The 16,511-nt window shown below is 56.1% G+C and carries 13 protein-coding genes; 7 read left to right on the top strand and 6 right to left on the bottom strand.

The features are described 5' to 3' along the window. Positions 1 to 7 precede the first annotated feature (7 nt). Together RBB47_RS17460 and RBB47_RS17455 are read right to left on the bottom strand one after the other, a co-directional pair. Complete coding sequence (locus RBB47_RS17460; protein WP_305987139.1) at positions 8 to 2,779, bottom strand: EAL domain-containing protein; 2,772 nt, start codon at positions 2,777 to 2,779, stop codon at positions 8 to 10. Between the two features lie 61 nt (positions 2,780 to 2,840). Next, the gene (locus tag RBB47_RS17455) at positions 2,841 to 3,722 is read right to left on the bottom strand and encodes a FecR family protein (protein WP_305987138.1); all 882 of its coding nucleotides are present in this window, start codon (positions 3,720 to 3,722) and stop codon (positions 2,841 to 2,843) included. A gap of 673 nt (positions 3,723 to 4,395) precedes the next feature. Here RBB47_RS17455 and RBB47_RS17450 point away from each other — a divergent pair. The 6 genes from RBB47_RS17450 (at position 4,396) to RBB47_RS17425 (ending at position 10,730) form a co-directional block, all read left to right on the top strand. Further along, the gene (locus RBB47_RS17450; RefSeq protein WP_305987137.1) at positions 4,396 to 4,980 is read left to right on the top strand and encodes a YceI family protein; all 585 of its coding nucleotides are present in this window, start codon (positions 4,396 to 4,398) and stop codon (positions 4,978 to 4,980) included. Between the two features lie 53 nt (positions 4,981 to 5,033). Further along, on the top strand, positions 5,034 to 5,618 hold the full coding sequence (locus RBB47_RS17445) for a cytochrome b (protein WP_305987136.1): 585 nt from the start codon (positions 5,034 to 5,036) through the stop codon (positions 5,616 to 5,618). 24 nt (positions 5,619 to 5,642) lie between these two features. Then, complete coding sequence (locus tag RBB47_RS17440) at positions 5,643 to 6,200, top strand: YceI family protein (protein ID WP_305987135.1); 558 nt, start codon at positions 5,643 to 5,645, stop codon at positions 6,198 to 6,200. Positions 6,201 to 6,342: 142 nt separating this feature from the next. Continuing rightward, a complete protein-coding gene (locus RBB47_RS17435) occupies positions 6,343 to 7,980 on the top strand; it encodes a fumarate hydratase (protein WP_305987134.1) in 1,638 nt (545 codons plus the stop codon). A 143-nt stretch (positions 7,981 to 8,123) separates the two neighbouring features. After that, positions 8,124 to 9,791, top strand: coding sequence for a DUF1963 domain-containing protein (locus RBB47_RS17430; RefSeq protein WP_305987133.1), 1,668 nt, complete (start codon positions 8,124 to 8,126; stop codon positions 9,789 to 9,791). Between the two features lie 345 nt (positions 9,792 to 10,136). Continuing rightward, on the top strand, positions 10,137 to 10,730 hold the full coding sequence (locus tag RBB47_RS17425) for a L,D-transpeptidase (protein ID WP_305987132.1): 594 nt from the start codon (positions 10,137 to 10,139) through the stop codon (positions 10,728 to 10,730). A 120-nt stretch (positions 10,731 to 10,850) separates the two neighbouring features. Here the strand turns inward: RBB47_RS17425 and RBB47_RS17420 are convergent, their stop codons facing one another. From RBB47_RS17420 to RBB47_RS17410, 3 genes are all read right to left on the bottom strand, one after another. After that, complete coding sequence (locus tag RBB47_RS17420) at positions 10,851 to 11,558, bottom strand: DNA helicase (protein WP_305987131.1); 708 nt, start codon at positions 11,556 to 11,558, stop codon at positions 10,851 to 10,853. A 195-nt stretch (positions 11,559 to 11,753) separates the two neighbouring features. Then, on the bottom strand, positions 11,754 to 12,122 hold the full coding sequence (locus tag RBB47_RS17415; RefSeq protein ID WP_305987130.1) for a DUF971 domain-containing protein: 369 nt from the start codon (positions 12,120 to 12,122) through the stop codon (positions 11,754 to 11,756). A gap of 66 nt (positions 12,123 to 12,188) precedes the next feature. Next, complete coding sequence (locus tag RBB47_RS17410; protein ID WP_305987129.1) at positions 12,189 to 13,625, bottom strand: deoxyribodipyrimidine photo-lyase; 1,437 nt, start codon at positions 13,623 to 13,625, stop codon at positions 12,189 to 12,191. Positions 13,626 to 13,913: 288 nt separating this feature from the next. On the opposite strand from RBB47_RS17410, the gene moaA reads away from it, so the two are divergent. Continuing rightward, positions 13,914 to 14,903, top strand: coding sequence for a GTP 3',8-cyclase MoaA (gene moaA, locus RBB47_RS17405; protein WP_305987197.1), 990 nt, complete (start codon positions 13,914 to 13,916; stop codon positions 14,901 to 14,903). A 27-nt stretch (positions 14,904 to 14,930) separates the two neighbouring features. On the opposite strand, the gene RBB47_RS17400 is transcribed toward moaA, so the two are convergent. Then, positions 14,931 to 16,169, bottom strand: a complete 1,239-nt coding sequence (locus tag RBB47_RS17400) for a multidrug effflux MFS transporter (protein ID WP_305987128.1) — start codon at positions 16,167 to 16,169, stop codon at positions 14,931 to 14,933. Between the last annotated feature and the right edge of the window lie 342 nt (positions 16,170 to 16,511).

The following is a 16,511-nucleotide window of genomic DNA, read 5'->3' as shown; positions in this document are numbered from 1 at the left end:
ATGACTTTTAGGCTGCCTTGGCAAGCATGGCCGCAATTCCGGCCGCGCTGGTCGGGCGGCCGAAGTAGTATCCCTGGCCGTGGCGGCACCCAAGCGCCTGCAGCCTTTGTGATTGCTCGAAGGTTTCTATGCCTTCCACAATCACCGACATGCCATAACCTTCCGCCAAAAGAAGCACTGCCTCAACCACGGCGGTATCCTCTTCCCGTTCGAGGCTCTCCCGGACGAAAGACTTGTCCAGCTTGATCTTCGAAAACGGATACTTGGTGATGTATCCAAGCGAGGAATAGCCTGTGCCGAAATCGTCCATGGAGAAGCTGCAGCCGAGCGCTCTGAGTTCCTCCATCCGGAATTTCAGATCCTGGTTTTCGTCAATGAAGAGGGATTCGGTCACTTCCAGATCCAGCCTGTCGGCGGGGAACTTTGACCGCTCCAAAGCTTCCGACACCGTTTGAACCAGATTTCCCCGGTAGAACTGAACCGCGGAGACGTTGACGGAAAGCCTTAGCGTGGCGTCCAAAGCCAGCACTTCCTTCATGCCGCGGTTCAGCGCCCATGCCCCGAGTTCAAGAATGTAGCCGGTCTCTTCCGCGATCGGGATGAATTCAACCGGCGAGACGGCACCGAATTCCCGGCTGTCCCATCTCAGCAAGGCTTCGACACCGAAGACCGAGCCATCCATAAGGTTGACCAGAGGCTGATAATCCAGCCGCAATTCGTCGCGCACGATTGCTTTCAGAAGTTCGGTTTCAAGTCTCCTGCGCCGCTGCAACGCCGTGTCCATTTCAGACTGAAAACGCACGACCGGATTCTGGCTGTCCCGGCGGGCCGTAGACAAGGCATTGCCGGCTTTTTTCAAGAGTGTGTCCGGAGAGGCCTCGCCCTCCGACAGCACATAGCCGAAGGTCAATTGCACAGAAATCCGGGCACCGTCGATTGCGTAGTCCTCACCGATAATGCGCTGAATCTCCTCAATGATGCCAAGTTCAGCGTCATCTCCGGAGTTCAAAACGCAAACCCCGGCAAAAACATCCGCCGTGATCGCCGACCAGGATATATTCTCCGACAGATGGCTCTTCAGCCGCGAGGCGATCGATTGGCGTACCCGATCTCCATAGGAAAATCCGAGCGTCGCGACGATCTGATCGAGATTCGTCACCGCAAACTGAAAAACGCAAACTGTTTCGCTTTTCGAGCATGCTTTCTTGGTCTGCTTCTTGAGTTGGCGCTCGAAACCGCTGCGATTCATAAGATCCGTGATCGGGTCGAAACGCGCCAGATACTCCAGCCTTGCCGCCGATTCCCGTTCGTCCGTGACGTCCCTGCACGTCAGACAGGCCAATGCGCGGGTCTCATCCCTGTTCTGATTGTGAGTGCCCGTCAGCGTTTTTTCCGCTTTCGTAACGACATATTCGATGAAGCGGCGCTTCGTCCCTTCCTGTGCCAGGACCAGTATCTGCGGCACGGGCATCCGGCTTTCCGGGGACTGCAGCACGGCGATGGATTCTTCAACGAGGGCACTTGGCAAAACGGTGCGCGCGGGGCTGCCGGTCAGTGTCTCGCTTGAAAACAGTGATCTGGCAGTCCGATTTGCCGCTGTTATCACGCAGTCGGTATCGAGCACGATGATTGCGTCGAAGCTGTCGTCAAAGACCTGTCCGAGCATACGTTCACTGTTGCGCTGCTTGATGTCTGCGATATGCGCAAGCAGTTTGTGAAGGCCCAGCTCGCGCAACACAATGATAGCGGCGGCCATGGCAAACAGAATGTAGGCGCTAGCAGTCGGCACAAGAACGGGAAAAGACTTTTGGAAGCTGACGGCAACGACTTCAGTCGCCAGTGCGGAGAGGACAAGAATGCCGAGCTTGATCGGCCAGCCCTGCACCTTTGTCAGCAACAACAGCACGAGAACGAAGATAGCTGCCGCCAGAGCATAAAATTCGCCCTGCGGTATGAGCGCCCGATCCTGGAGCAATGTCTCCGCACCAAGTGCCTGCACCATCGCACCCGGTAGGATCCCGTAGACCGGGACCGCGAACAGATCCCGAAGTTCCAGCGCACTCGCGCCGATGATGACTTTCTTGCCCGAAAACTCGGTCAGGTCCGCAGTGCCGTTCAGAACATCGGCGAGTGGCACACGCTTGATGTCGTCGATGGATATCCCGTAGTCGAGAAAGAACGAGCCGGCCGTATCCCCGGTGTGCTCGCCAAGCAGCGCGGCTGCCGAGACTTCGGTGATCCCGTCGATTTCGTAGCCATAGAGATTGCGCCAGATGCGGCTGTCGGCTTCCATCGGAACCATCACGACAACCGGCCAGGCATTTTCCAAGAAAGCCTGCTGAGGCAGATTGATGATCTCGGCTTCCCCGGAGCCGGCAGAGGCCGCTTGCCGGAATGCGGCAAGGCTGACATTTCCGGCGCGTTCGATCGCGTCCGCAAAGAGTGCGTCGTCTTCCGGATTGGATGCGGCGCTGAAGTCCACGTCGAACACAATGTCCTGTGCACCTGCCCTCGCGAGCGTGTCTGTCAGGTCTGCATAGATGCGGCGCGGAAACGGCCAGACCCCGATTTCATCCAAGCTCTTCGCATCGACATCGACGAAGACGATTTGGTCTGAGACGGGTCGCGTATCGAAACTGTATCTTTGTTCCCAGAGAAACCGGTCAATCGTTGCTGGAAAACCGGACAGGCGCAGGATGAGAATGGTCGCGGTCAGAAGTGCCGCGACCAGGATTGCGTTTGCGAGACGCCCTCCGAGTTTCTCAATCAGAATCTTCACCCTACTCACCTGGTTAGGTCGGCATTCTCTGGAGTTTACGCTGGCATCTGTTCACCGATGCTTACTTGCCGCTGTTACCGTTCGAATTGCCATTGCCGTTGCCATTCGAGTTACCGTTCGAATTGCCGTTGCTGTTACCGTTCGAATTGCCGTTGCTGTTGCCATTCGAATTGCCGTTGCTGTTGCCGTTCGAATTGCCGTTGCTGTTGCCGTTCGAATTGCCATTGCTGTTGCCATTCGAGTTGCCGTTGCCATTCCCATTCGAATTGCCGTTGCTGTTGCCACTCGAACTGCTTCCGCTGCTACCGCTGCTGCCGCTACTTGAACTGCTGCTGTTCGAACTTGTGCCGCTGCCGTTGTTTGAGTTGCTGTTGCCGCCGAACAGTGCGCCGAACAAACCGCCACGGCTTTCAGGCACTTGAGCGACGCCGCCGGGCAATTTCACCTTGGGTGCGCGTTTCCGGCCTTTACGAACTACAGGTTTGGTGCGACCGCCGACTTTCAAGCCCGATGCGCCCGAACGATCGCTTGCTGCGTTCTGGCCAGACGTCAGGTCTGCGCGTTCGCCTGATGCAAAGTCCTGGACTTCGACGACGCCTCGAGAAACGGAAACGCGGGTCCGCCTGTTATTGACCGAGACATCAAACTTGGTTCCCTTGACGACTGCTGCGAGAAACGGCGTTTCAACGAAAAAATGCGGCCGCGACCGCTTTGTTACGTCAACCGTGACCTTGCCCTTGCGCTGCAACAGTGTCGTCTTCGACCGATTGCTTTGATATTTTGAAATCGCGAAGGTCGTGTTTGGACCCACGGTAATCGTCTCTTTACCGCGCGCGATGAGAGCTCTTGCCCCGGCCCTTGTGCCGATCGTGTAGCCCTTTTTGAAGACCATCCCCTTTTTTGCGCGAAACGCTTCGGTTCCAGGCGCAACAAAATAGACCATGCCCGACACACGTTTGACGACCCACTCAGCAGCAGCAACAGAACTAACGGTGCCTGACAGAACAAGCGGCGCAAGAAAGACAGCTACAAAAAGATGTATCCATATCTTCCTGGGGAGATTCGAAAACAGTTCAGAACTGCTGTGATTTACTATCTTTGAGTTGTATTTAAATAGATCCGCAATCATCGCCAAGCCGCCCAACAGGTATAACTTGGTATTAGTCTTACATCGCGCGAATTAACTCAGGGTGAAGCAATAAGTATAGGGAGAACTTTAAATAAACAGGGTTTCCGAGGTGTAAACACGCATTACGAACTAGTGTATCAGCGCAAATCCGGTGCCCGCACCTTTTTGGACAGGCAAGCACCTTCGGGCTTGGCGTCATGTTGAAGCTGGGGATTGTACTCGCAAATTCATGGAAACGATCGCTTTGCGCAGCGGCGCTTTGACCTATCCCAACGGCTCTTTGCAAACAGCGCGACGTGCTGCCCGTGCCAAATCGTGACAATTCGGAAATTGGATACCCAGCGCACTTGCCACCTCTTCAGGGCGCGCCAAATTGTTCAGTCATGCCGAACAGTCAGTCAAATTGCACTGCCGGACTTCTTACCTATTTTCGCAGTGCAGCGTTCATGAGCGAACGCTCTCCGATATCACCAAACGAGGTTTGATCATGATCCGTCTTGCAGCTTCCGCACTGGCTCTTTCCCTTCTGGCAGCTCCGGCAATCGCCGAGCCAGTCGCCTACGATTTCGACAAATCGCACGCCAATCTGTCCTTCACCTACAACCACCTCGGTTATTCGACCACTGACGGACGATTCGGTAACTGGGACGGTACGCTTCTTATCGACAAGGACACGCCGGCCAATTCCTCTGTTGAATTCACCATCGACATCGACAGCCTGGACACGTTCTGGGGCGAGCGCGACACGCACCTGAAGAGCCCGGACTTTTTCGATGCCGCCAAATACCCGCAGGCAACCTTTAAAAGCACCCGGGTGGAACAGACCGGCGAAAACCAGCTTGAAGTGACCGGCGATCTTACCCTGAAGGGCATCACCAAACCGGTCACGCTGACTGTCGACGTCACCGCGATGGGCGAACACCCGATGGCGAAGAAGGCTGCTGCCGGATTCGCAGTGACCACCGTTCTGAAGCGCTCCGAATTCGGCATGGACATGTTCGTGCCCTATGTTGGCGATGAAGTGACTGTCACGTTCCACGCGGAAACGCTGAAATCCGACGCGACGAACTAACGTAAGTAAAGGGAGGCCGGTTGATCCGGTCTCCACATTCCAGGGAGCCGGCCATGCTGCGCAACTCTTCGACAGGCTACGGGCGGATCGCCATCGCGTTCCACTGGACAATGGCCGTGCTGATCATCGCCATGCTTGCCTTCGGGCTCTACATGACGACCTTGCCGCAGACGGACCCGGAAACGTTCCAGTTGTTTCAGCTTCACAAATCGATCGGGTTCGTGGTGCTGACACTTGCGGTGCTGCGCCTTGCCTGGAGATTGGTCAATCCATCTCCGAAGCTACCCCAAGGCATGCATCCGCTTGAAAAACTGGCGGCGCATCTTGGCCATATCGGCCTGTATGCACTCATCTTTGCAATGCCAATCACCGGCTGGTTCATGGTGTCCGCATCACCCTGGGGCATCCCCACGGTGCTGTTCAACATACAGCCCATCCCGCATCTGCCGGTGCCGGAAGCGCTCGGAACCAAGGAACAGGCAGAAAGCTTCTTCAAGATGCTTCACGAATATGGCGCCTACCTGCTCATCGCGTTGATCGTGGTTCATGTGGCCGCTGCCCTGAAGCATCATTTCATCGCCCGGGACGACACGCTCAAGCGCATGGTCTCGACTGAACCTGCGAAAGCCGACTCTTAATTAAATACATCAGGACTTCTCTTCATGACGATGAAAAATATAATTCTTTCCCTGTTCACGACCTCTGCTTTCGCGGTCTCCGCAGCAGCAAATGCAGAGACATGGTCTGTCGACCCGGCGCAGAGCCAACTTGGGTTTGAGGTTCAGCAGGGTGAAGGAACACTCAAGGGTTCCTTTGCCGACTGGCAGGCAAGCATCGATTTTGACGTCAACGCCCCTGAGGCTGCCAAGATCACCGCGCAAATCAAACCGGCAAGCGCGACGACCGGCAATGCCCAATTCGACACGACCATGCCGGCCAAGGACTGGTTCGATGTCGCCGACTTCCCGGTAGCGGAATTCAGCGCAGACGGTGCTTCCCTGGTCGAGGGCAACACCTATCAGGCCGACGGCACGCTGACGATCAAGGGCGTCTCGCATCCGGTAAAGCTGGATTTCACATTGGATATTGAAGGCGACACTGCCAAAGCGGTCGGTACGGCCAAAGTCAACCGGCTCGACTATTCGCTCGGGGCTGGCGTCGGTAAAGACACGATCAATGACGTTGTTACCGTGACCCTGGATCTCACCGCGTCGCGCTGATCCGCTCAAAGCGAATGCAACAAATTGTGCAGGCCGCGGGACTTGGCGCTCGCGGTCCTTTTGCCGTAAGAGAACAGCACGAATTGTTCCAGCGCCGTCGGCGGCCAGGCTGCCGGCACAGCCAGATCAGGAAAAACGTCTCATGAACGCTCCCGTCACGCCTCCCGAATACCATCACAGCGCACTTTTCCCGCAGGGTGAAGACCAAACGCCCTACCGCAAGCTCACGTCAGATCATGTCAGCACTGCAGAGTTCCAGGGAGAAGAGGTTCTGGTGGTTGAACCGGAAGGCATGAGGCTGCTTGCCGAGGAGGCCTTCAGGGACATCAATCACTATCTGCGTCCGGGACACCTGGAGCAGCTCACCAAGATCCTCGACGATCCGGAAGCAACGGCAAACGACAAGTTCGTCGCTTTCGATCTGCTCAAGAACGCCAACATCGCATCCCACGGGGTGCTGCCGATGTGTCAGGACACCGGTACGGCAATCATAATGGGCAAGAAGGGACGCCGCGTCTGGACAGATGGGTCTGACGAAGCCGCGCTCGGAGAAGGCGCCCGCGACGCTTATTACAAGAACAACCTTCGATATTCGCAGCTTGCGCCGCTTTCCATGTTCGAAGAGACGAACACCAAGAGCAACATGCCGGCACAGATTGAACTCTATGCGGACGGCGATGAGGCCTACAAGTTTCTGTTCATGGCGAAAGGCGGCGGGTCGGCGAACAAGAGCTTCCTCTTCCAGGGAACGCCGTCTCTGTTGACGCATGACCGCATGATCGAGTTCCTCAAGGAAAAGATCCTGACGCTCGGCACCGCTGCCTGCCCTCCCTATCACCTTGCAATTGTCATTGGCGGCACCTCCGCCGAGATGACGCTGAAGACGGCGAAATTGGCGTCCGCCCGGTATCTCGACGGCTTGCCAACGGAAGGATCGGAACTCGGCCATGCCTTTCGGGACACAGAAATGGAGCGGGAGATCCACGAGCTGACCTATTCGACCGGTGTCGGCGCCCAGTTTGGCGGCAAGTATTTCTGTCACGACGTTCGCGTCATTCGTCTGCCGCGGCATGGCGCTTCCCTTCCGATCGGGCTGGCCGTTTCCTGTTCGGCTGATCGCCAGGCGCTCGGGAAGATCACCAAGGACGGTATCTTTCTGGAGGAACTCGAAAAGAACCCGTCCAAGTATATGCCGGAGGTCACGGATGAGAATCTGTCCGACGATGTCGTCAAGATCGACCTCACACGGCCGATGCCGGAGATCCTTGGCGAACTCACGAAACACCCGATCAAGACACGCCTTTCCCTCACCGGACCGCTGATCGTTGCGAGGGACCTGGCCCATTCCAAGTTGCGCGACCGCCTCGAAAGTGGCGAGCCCCTGCCGGACTATTTCAAGAACCACCCGATCTATTATGCAGGTCCGGCCAAAACGCCGGACGGCATGCCGTCCGGATCTTTCGGCCCGACCACCGCCGGGCGGATGGATGCTTATGTCGACCAGTTCCAGGCCGCTGGTGGCTCCATGGTGATGCTGGCGAAGGGCAACCGTTCGGCCCAGGTCCGGCGCGCCTGTCAGGCACATGGCGGCTTCTATCTGGGATCCATCGGGGGGCCCGCCGCCCGGCTTGCCCAGGACTGTATCAAGAAGGTTGAAGTGGTCGAATTCGAGGAACTCGGCATGGAAGCCATCTGGAGGATCGAAGTGGAGGACTTCCCCGCCTTTATCGTTGTCGATGACAAGGGCAATGATTTCTTCAAGGAATTGAACCTCGGCTAAACTGCCGAGGCAATGACAGCAAAAGGCGGCTCCGGCCGCCTTTTTTTGTACCGATCCTTAGGTATTTGCCCAAAAAACTTTACCTGATCTTTATTCCATACAGGCAAGAAAGACGTACGGATACGAAACTCGCAGATGTCTTGATGATCAAATTCGCGCTTTATCTTCTTGTCCTTGTCATTCTTGCCTATGGCAGCCGTCTGCTTGGCTATTCCAGTCTATATTTTCTGTTTTTGGTAGTAATTCTGGGAAGCGTTGCCTGCATGGCACTGCTGCCGCTGTTTCGGCCCGTGTTCAGCTCAATTGCGTCGGCTCTTCCAACAAAGGCCAATCGCGAAAAGGATGCACTGCCTCAGGACATCAACGAGGAACGCTTTCAGCAGGTCCTGACCAAGGACGCAACGAAGGTCGAAGCCGAGGAAGTGGACCCAACACAGGACGCAGCGACAAAAGCCGCTCCGGCTCCTGTTTCCGTTCCCGGTCCCAGCGCCGACCCGGATGCACCATTTGAAAGCCTGCGAGAGCAGTTTGCCCAGACCGCGGTTATCGCCTTTCGCCCTTACCCGCCGCACCGCTCGGATCATGGCCGGAGCAAGATCGGCGGCATTCCGGATCTGCCCAAGGGCCATCCCTGGCCCAAGGCACCCGGGCACACCGATCACGTGAAGGCGAATCTGCCGCTGCACTTTCTGGCGCAAATCGATCTGGCCGACCTGCCCTGGCGCCCGAAAGGTTTCCCGGTTTCCGGAATGCTGCTCTTTTTCGGCCGATTTGACGAAGAACTGCTTTGGGGCGAAGCCGAAGTTGCACCTGAAAACGATATGCGGGTCGTGTTCGATCCGGACTATTCGGGAACGCCGACAGCGCCGCCCAAGGAACTTCCACCAATTGCAGGCGGCAACTACCAGTACGATTTGCTGTTTGGTCTCCCGGGCGACGAAAAGACACGCGTCTTTGCCGAATGGCCGCTGAATTTCGCGCAGATCGAAACATTGCCGAAGGGCTCAGACCTGCCGTTCACGGCACCGGACGGGTACGCCGAAGCACAAAACCGCCATCTGACGAAGCAGCTTGAAAAGGCCTTCGGCACACTGCAATCGGACAACGCGGAACTTTCCGGATTTCAGCTGTTTCAGCCGAGAACCGAAGAAGAGCGGCAGGAAGGCAAACCGATTGCACTGCGGCCATATTCGGAAACCGGATTTCCATACGATCCGCGCGGGATTGCCCTCACCTGCCGGATCCTGCGCAACAGGCATGCGGCAAAACTGGAAGAGACCGGCTTTGAGACCTGCTTCGAAGACTGGCAACTCCAGGCCGAGACTTCTGAAGAAAGCGCAATCGACCGGCGCATGGTGGACGCCTTCATAGAAGACCTGAACGATTTTCTGGCGCAAGCCGCGGACAAGCGGTATGGCCATTACCTGAAGTCCGATCTTGAACGCGCCCTGCACCGCCTTGTCACCGAGGCCGGCGTAAACAAGACGCTGGCGAGCCGGATCCCGGATGGCATCTACACGGCCGCGGCCGACAGACATCCGGTATTCCTTCGGGACTCAAACGGTGTGAAATATCCGAATTATCCCGGTGCGCGATCCAACCACAGCTATCATCAGCTTTTCGGGCATCTGTCCTCCGTGCAATTCGACCTGCCGCTCGACAGCCCCGAGAATCTGCTCTTTCAACTCTTCAGTGACTGGGGTGCGGATCTCAACATCGGTGATGGCGGTGAACTCGATTTCATGATCGATCAGAATGACCTCGCAGAACAGTCATTCGACAAGGTCTCAGGTGCCTATTGTGGTCACTGAAATTCCCCGCTGATCGAGCGTGCCGACGTGTTTTGATTGAAGAACAGCGCGATTCCTGTAAAATCCGTCCTGCATATTTTGAAGAAAATCCGATTTGATCATTTCCAAAAGAGGAGAAATCCTACAATCTTTTACTGTAAATCAGCCTGAAAACAGGCTTAAATTGAAATTCTCGTTGCAATTTCGGCACATTTGATCGAACTCACGCGCGCTCACATCAACGTGAGATTCCTTTTCGGCCAATTTTAGGCCATGATTGTTAATAGTGCGGCAAGGAGATTTTCCTAACGTAACCTTCGAGACAATGCGCGCCTTGACGTGGGCAGGCGCTGAAGGGGGACTAAGATGAAGAGTTTGTTTTATGCAGTGATTGCTGTCGTTGTGGGAGCGTTCATGCTGCCCGCAGAAGGATTTGCGCGTGCTGGATTTTTTGATCACAGCACCAATACCTGGGTAACACCGAAATACCATCCGGGCGGCCCGTCTCCGGTCAAGCGCCGGAAGGTCAACTATGACGGCCCCTATTCGCCGGGCACGATTGTTGTCGATACGTCGGAGCGCCGTCTCTACCATGTCCTGCCGAACGGTAAGGCTATGAAGTACGGTGTTGGCGTCGGCAAAGAGGGTTTCCAGTGGGCCGGTACGCACCGCGTTACCCGCAAGGCCGAATGGCCGAGCTGGACACCGCCGGCTCAGATGCGCGCTCGCGAGCGCAAAAAGGGACGCATCCTGCCGACCTATATGCCGGGTGGCCCGAACAACCCGATGGGTGCACGCGCACTTTACATCGGCTCCACTCTTTACCGCATTCATGGCACGACCGAGCCGTGGACGATCGGGTCTGAGGTTTCTTCCGGATGTATCCGTCTGGCCAATGAAGACGTGATCCATCTCTACAACAACGTGACCGTCGGCGCCAAAATTGTTGTGAAGCGCTGATTGGTTCCAATTGTTCAGGAAAGCCGGGCCATTTGGCCCGGCTTTTTTGTTTGTGAACTGCGAAACGCGCACCCAGAGCCCTTTTCGCGGAATAAGGCCATGTGGTGAGGATCCAAATTGCTAGATCGGGTGAAATGCCATTTCGCCCGAATGCAGAAAGCAGCCTTTGTCAAAGAGTGACAGGTCGACCGGATTCGGCAACCTGACGTCGGCGAGAGCCGGCAACCGTTTGTCCGAAGACTCAAAGGCCGGATGCACTTGAGACAGGAAAATCAGTCTCGTGCCGCTGTCAGAAGCGAAACGTTTCAGGGCTTCGATCTGGTCGGAAAGCTCCGGAGCTGTGCGGCGCTGGTCCAGAACCTGAAGATAATCGACAACGGCAACAGTCCCCCGAGGTGCGCCTGAAAGCCCGTCCATCACAACATCGGCGCGGAGATCGTCCCGAAAGTTCAATTCGATGCCGGTTCCAAGAAGTTTTTCGAACCCAAAATCACGCGCGCTTTGGCGCATCCCACTTTCCGAAAACTCGGACGACAGAAAGACGGATCTGCACTTTCTACTTGACGCTTCTGCGAGCAACTGCAGACCGAAGACCGTCTTTCCATGACCGGGCCTTGCGGCAATCAACAGCAGTTCGCCGGGTTCAAGTTCCGCAATCACGCTAGTTTCGGGCCTGTGCGCACGCAGGGTGCTCACCAGATGCCCCCAGCTTCTGAAGCCCTCGTCTACCGCAATACGGTCGAGAGCCAAGTTGAGAGCGATTTTCTTGCGCCGGGCCAAGTTCCTGGCGTTTCGTTTCAAGCGAAATATGGGTGCTGAAAGGATCATACGCAGCCTCCTGAGCCTAGGGTCCTTGCCCTAGTGCGGCATTTGCAATCCCTCCTTATGCAGACGCGGGTCAGATGGTGCGGTGAAATCATGCCCTGCAGATTGGCTGCTGCTCCGGTCGGAGGGGGAAGGCGCGGGTCGAGCCTGAAAAGAGCTTACCCGATTCTGGCGCACGCGATCCAGAAGCTCTGCACCTCAAAGATCGCGGCTGAGGCCTTTTTGCTCCATTTCCTGGAGGTAGACCTCCCAGTGGTTTTCCGGTTCCGTGGCAAGCTCACGAAAATAGCGCCAGGAATAGATACCCGAGTTGTGCATGTCGTCGAAATGGATCCTGACGGCGTAGTTTCCAACAGGCTCGACCTTCATGATCTCCACGTTGCGCTTTCCAGGAACAGTCTGCTTTTGCGACGGCGAATGTCCCTTGACTTCAGCGGATGGAGAACACACCCGCAGATATTCGGCCGGAAGTTCGTAGCGTTCGCCGCTGTCAAAGGCGATCGTGAGTGCTTTCTTGTCGCTGGATACGCGCAATTCGGTTGGCCAGGGGGCATTGTCTGCTGACATGGAACTCTCGTTTCGAGATTGATGACGTGCCGGACCCCGCGGACGATAACGCGCGTGCCTTATCCGTCAAGCGGCGTTTTGCCCCGCCAGCTTCACCGCTTCGTAGCCTTCAAGCGCTGCCTGGCGGGCCGCGCCATGATCAACGATCGGCAAGGGGTACGTCTTTCCAAGCGTCACCCCTTCCCGCTCCAGCACCACTTTGGGCGCATCAAACGGGGCAAAGAGATTGGCAGTCTCAAGATCCTTCAGCTCGGGCACCCAGTGCCTGACATATGTTCCTTCCGGATCGAATTTCAGGCCCTGCGTGATTGGATTGAAGATCCGGAAATAAGGCGCGGCGTCCGCACCCGATCCTGCGACCCACTGCCAGCTTGCAGAATTGTTGGCAAGATCGGCATCAAGGAGCGTGTCACGGAACCAGGCTTCACCGTGGCGCCAGTGAAGCCGAAGATGCTTTATCAGAAAGCTCGCAACGATCATACGGACCCGGTTGTGCATGTATCCTGTGTGCCAAAGTTCGCGCATTCCGGCGTCGACAATCGGATATCCGGTCAGGCCCTTCTGCCAGCGCTCGAGATCTTCATGGCTTTCCCGCCAGGGATAGGCATCAAAAGACCCGCGCCAGTTCGCGGAAGGAAGATCAGGGAAATGATACAGAAGGTGATATGAGAATTCGCGCCAGGCGATCTCGGACAAAAACTTCATGCCGTCCTTGTGAGATCCGGGGTCAACTGACATGCGCTTCCGGGTCTCATGCCAGATCTGGCGAGGCGAGATATCGCCGAAGTGAAGATGCGGCGATAATCTTGATACGTTGGGCAGATCAGGCCGGTTCCGCAATTCTCCGTATCCGTCCAACCCGGACGCAAGGAACCTTCTCAGGCTTTGCAGGGCTCCTTGTTCACCCGGTGTCCAGAGCGCCTCCCAGCCTGCCGCCCAGTTCGGTTTTTCAGGCAAAAGCGCGAGACGGTCGAGTGGTTCGTCATGCTGGTAGTCGACATAGCTCACGTTTCCAGGAACCGGGAGCGGTTCGCTCACATCCACTTGTTGTGCTGCCTTCCAGAATGGCGAATAGACCTTGAAGGAGCCGCCCGACTTGTTCTTCAGTTCCCACGGTTCATAAAGCAGTGATGCCTTGAAGCTTTGAGCGTCTGTACCATTGGCCTTCAGATCGGCCTTGATCTCTGTGTCCCGCTCAATTGCGTGCGGTTCGTAGCACCGGTTCCAGTAAACCGCGTCCGCGCCCGTTTCCCGGGCTATGGCGGGGATCAGATGGCGGGCATCGCCCCTCAGTATCTTAAGACCCGGCAGAGCCTTCTTGAGCGCAAGAAGACTGTGATGCAGCCACCATTTGCTTGCACCGCCCAGCGGATGGGTTTCACCGGTCTGCTCAGGGTCCTCGTGGATATAGACCGGTAAGACATCACCTTTGGCAGCTGCTTCGAACAATGCCGGATTATCAGCGGTTCTGAGGTCCTGCCGGAACCAAACGAGTGTCTTCATGACATTCCTAAATTTCTGCGCCTCACTTTCATACGGCGCCCGGTCCGAACAGATCAAATTCCCGACAGCATGGCCGCCCGCGGGATCGGTTGGATTGACAAGAATACACTGACAAGTTTACCTGAGTACGAAAACCGGATGTTGGCAGTCCGGTTTCAATTGATATTGGCCCAGACAGCGCCATATGATGTGGTCAATAACAAAGAGTTCGTGGGAGAGCAGAGCGTGACAGACGGTAAGATTGTAGTACCTTCAAAACCAGCGGATACCGTCGGCTCGCCGTCTCCGATGATAGACCCGTTCGGCCGCGCCGTAACGTATCTGCGCGTTTCCGTCACCGACCGTTGTGATTTCCGTTGTGTCTATTGCATGGCGGAGGACATGACCTTTCTGCCAAAACGCGAAGTGCTGAGCCTGGAAGAGCTCGACCGCCTTTGCACTGCGTTTATCGAAAAGGGCGTTCGCAAGCTGCGCCTGACCGGTGGTGAGCCACTGGTCCGCAAGAACATCATGAGCCTGATCCGGAGCCTCGGACGGCATTTGGACAGCGGTGCACTTGAAGAACTGACGATCACGACAAATGGCTCACAACTCGCCCGCTACGCGAATGAGCTTTACGATTGCGGTGTCCGGCGCATCAACGTTTCCATCGACACACTGGATGCCCAGAAATTCAAGGCTGTCACCCGCTGGGGAGACCTCGGCAAGGTCATGGACGGTATCCGCGCGGCGACCGCGGCCGGATTGAAGGTCAAGGTCAACATGGTTGCGTTGAAGGAGGTGAATGAACACGAGATCGTTTCGATGCTCGAATGGTGCCACGATCAGGGCCACGACCTAACGCTTATCGAAACCATGCCCCTTGGCGAGATCGACGGCGACCGCACAGACCAGTATCTGCCGCTGTCCAAAGTACGCGCCAGCCTCTCGGACCAATTCACTCTTAACGATATTCCCTACAAGACCGGTGGCCCGGCCCGCTATGTGACGATTGAAGAAACTGGCGGACGGCTTGGCTTCATTACGCCGCTCACGCACAATTTCTGCGAAAGCTGCAACAGGGTGCGCGTAACCTGCACCGGACAGCTTTACATGTGCCTGGGCCAGGACGACATGGCGGACCTTCGTGCACCATTGCGCGCTTCAGAGGGCAATGACCTTCTGAACGATGCCATTGACGAGGCGATCGGGCGCAAGCCGAAGGGTCATGATTTCGTCATCGACCGGAAGTCCAGACAACCTGCAGTGTCCCGCCATATGAGCGTTACCGGCGGCTGAAGCTGAGGTGATGCTCTAGCAGGCCGCTTATTCCGCCGGCATCAGTTTTTCTGTTGTTTCGATACGCTTGATCGAGAACGCAGCGATCAAGCTTGCGCCTATGCCCAGAACCATGATCAGTATCATGCTCCAGGGTGAACCTGCCAGGAAGCTGTCGGCAAAGAGCCAGGCAACGAGTGATCCTGCAATTGCGCCCATACCGACCTGCAAAGAGGCGACAAGGCCTGAGGCTGAACCGGAAAGTTCCGGTCGAACACTGACAGCACCCGAAATTGCGCTTGGCAGGCAGACACCGTTTCCAAGACCGAGCACGAACATCGGCAAAAACAGGCTCGCAGCCGTGACAATGCCGAAATAGGCAAATCCGCCGATCAATCCGACCGCCAGCGCGCCGATCAGCGTTCCTGCAACGATCATCGGATAAAGACCGAAACGCTCGGAAAATCTGCCCGAAATGAAGTTTCCGACAATGTATCCGAGTGCCACGAACATGAAATAGAACCCCATCTCCGCTGCGCTCAAAGACAGAAGCTGTGCGGAAATGAAGGGAGCGCCGCCGAGATATGCGAAATACGTAAGCGCGGAAAACGCGGCTGTAAGTGCATAACTCCAGAACAGCGGTTCTTTCGTCAAAACGCGGTAGGAGCGCAGCACTTCACCGGGCCCGACCGACACTCGATCCTTTTTGGTTTCCGGCAAATAAAAGACGGTTGCAGCCAGCACTGCGATGCCGAACAGAAGCAACAGGAAGAATCCGCCCTGCCAGCCGTAAAACTCATCCAGCAGACCACCGACAGCAGGTGCAATCGTCGGCATGACGGCCATGCCCATTGTCACGTACCCGATCATGCTTGCCGATTGCCGCGGACCGTAGAGGTCTCTGACGATCGCACGGCCGAGCACCATGCCTGTACACCCGCCGGCAGCCTGCAGAACCCGTGCCGCGATCAGCGCTTCGATCGTCGGTGCGACGAGACACAAGATGCTGCCTATTACAAAGAGGATCATGCCGGCAATGATCACGGGCCGGCGGCCGAACTGGTCGGATAATGGCCCCCAGAACAATTGGGAGACCGCAACCGCAACAAAATAGGCCGACATGGACAGCTGGATTTCGCTCGCCGAGGCGCTGAACACAATCATCATGCCCGCGAGAGACGGCAGATATATTTGCATCGCCAAAGGACTGACCGTCGATATCGCGACCAACACGCTTAGCGAAGGTTTGCCTTCGACAACAGTGCGCTCAAGACGGCGGGGAAGCATGCCCTGTGATAAACCTCTAAAGTGAATTGAATCTGCCCGGTATTCGACAGCTATCACTCTACAGGGTTGGCGTGATCTGCTCGTGAAATCTCGCTCCGGTGCTACAACAGCCGGATGACTTCGAGAATATTCGTTATCATTCAAAAACTTAATAGTGTTGCCCGCGTACGATGGCGCTTTCGCCAAAGACACGTTGGCAGCGCAGCAACGAAGTCATTTCACGCTTGATTGCCGGTCGCGATTTGTCTTTCGCCGAATGATTCAACATTGCACATCGCGATTAAGCCGGGCTTTACCCAGGGTTGTTAAATACAACTTCAAATGCTTTTGACTGCTTTGAAG

Origin of the sequence: Roseibium sp. MMSF_3544 (assembly GCF_030732845.1) — a bacterium.
In the GTDB taxonomy this organism is placed as follows: domain Bacteria; phylum Pseudomonadota; class Alphaproteobacteria; order Rhizobiales; family Stappiaceae; genus Roseibium.
Note: the sequence above shows the minus strand (reverse complement) of the source record. Positions and strands in the feature narration are given on the sequence as shown.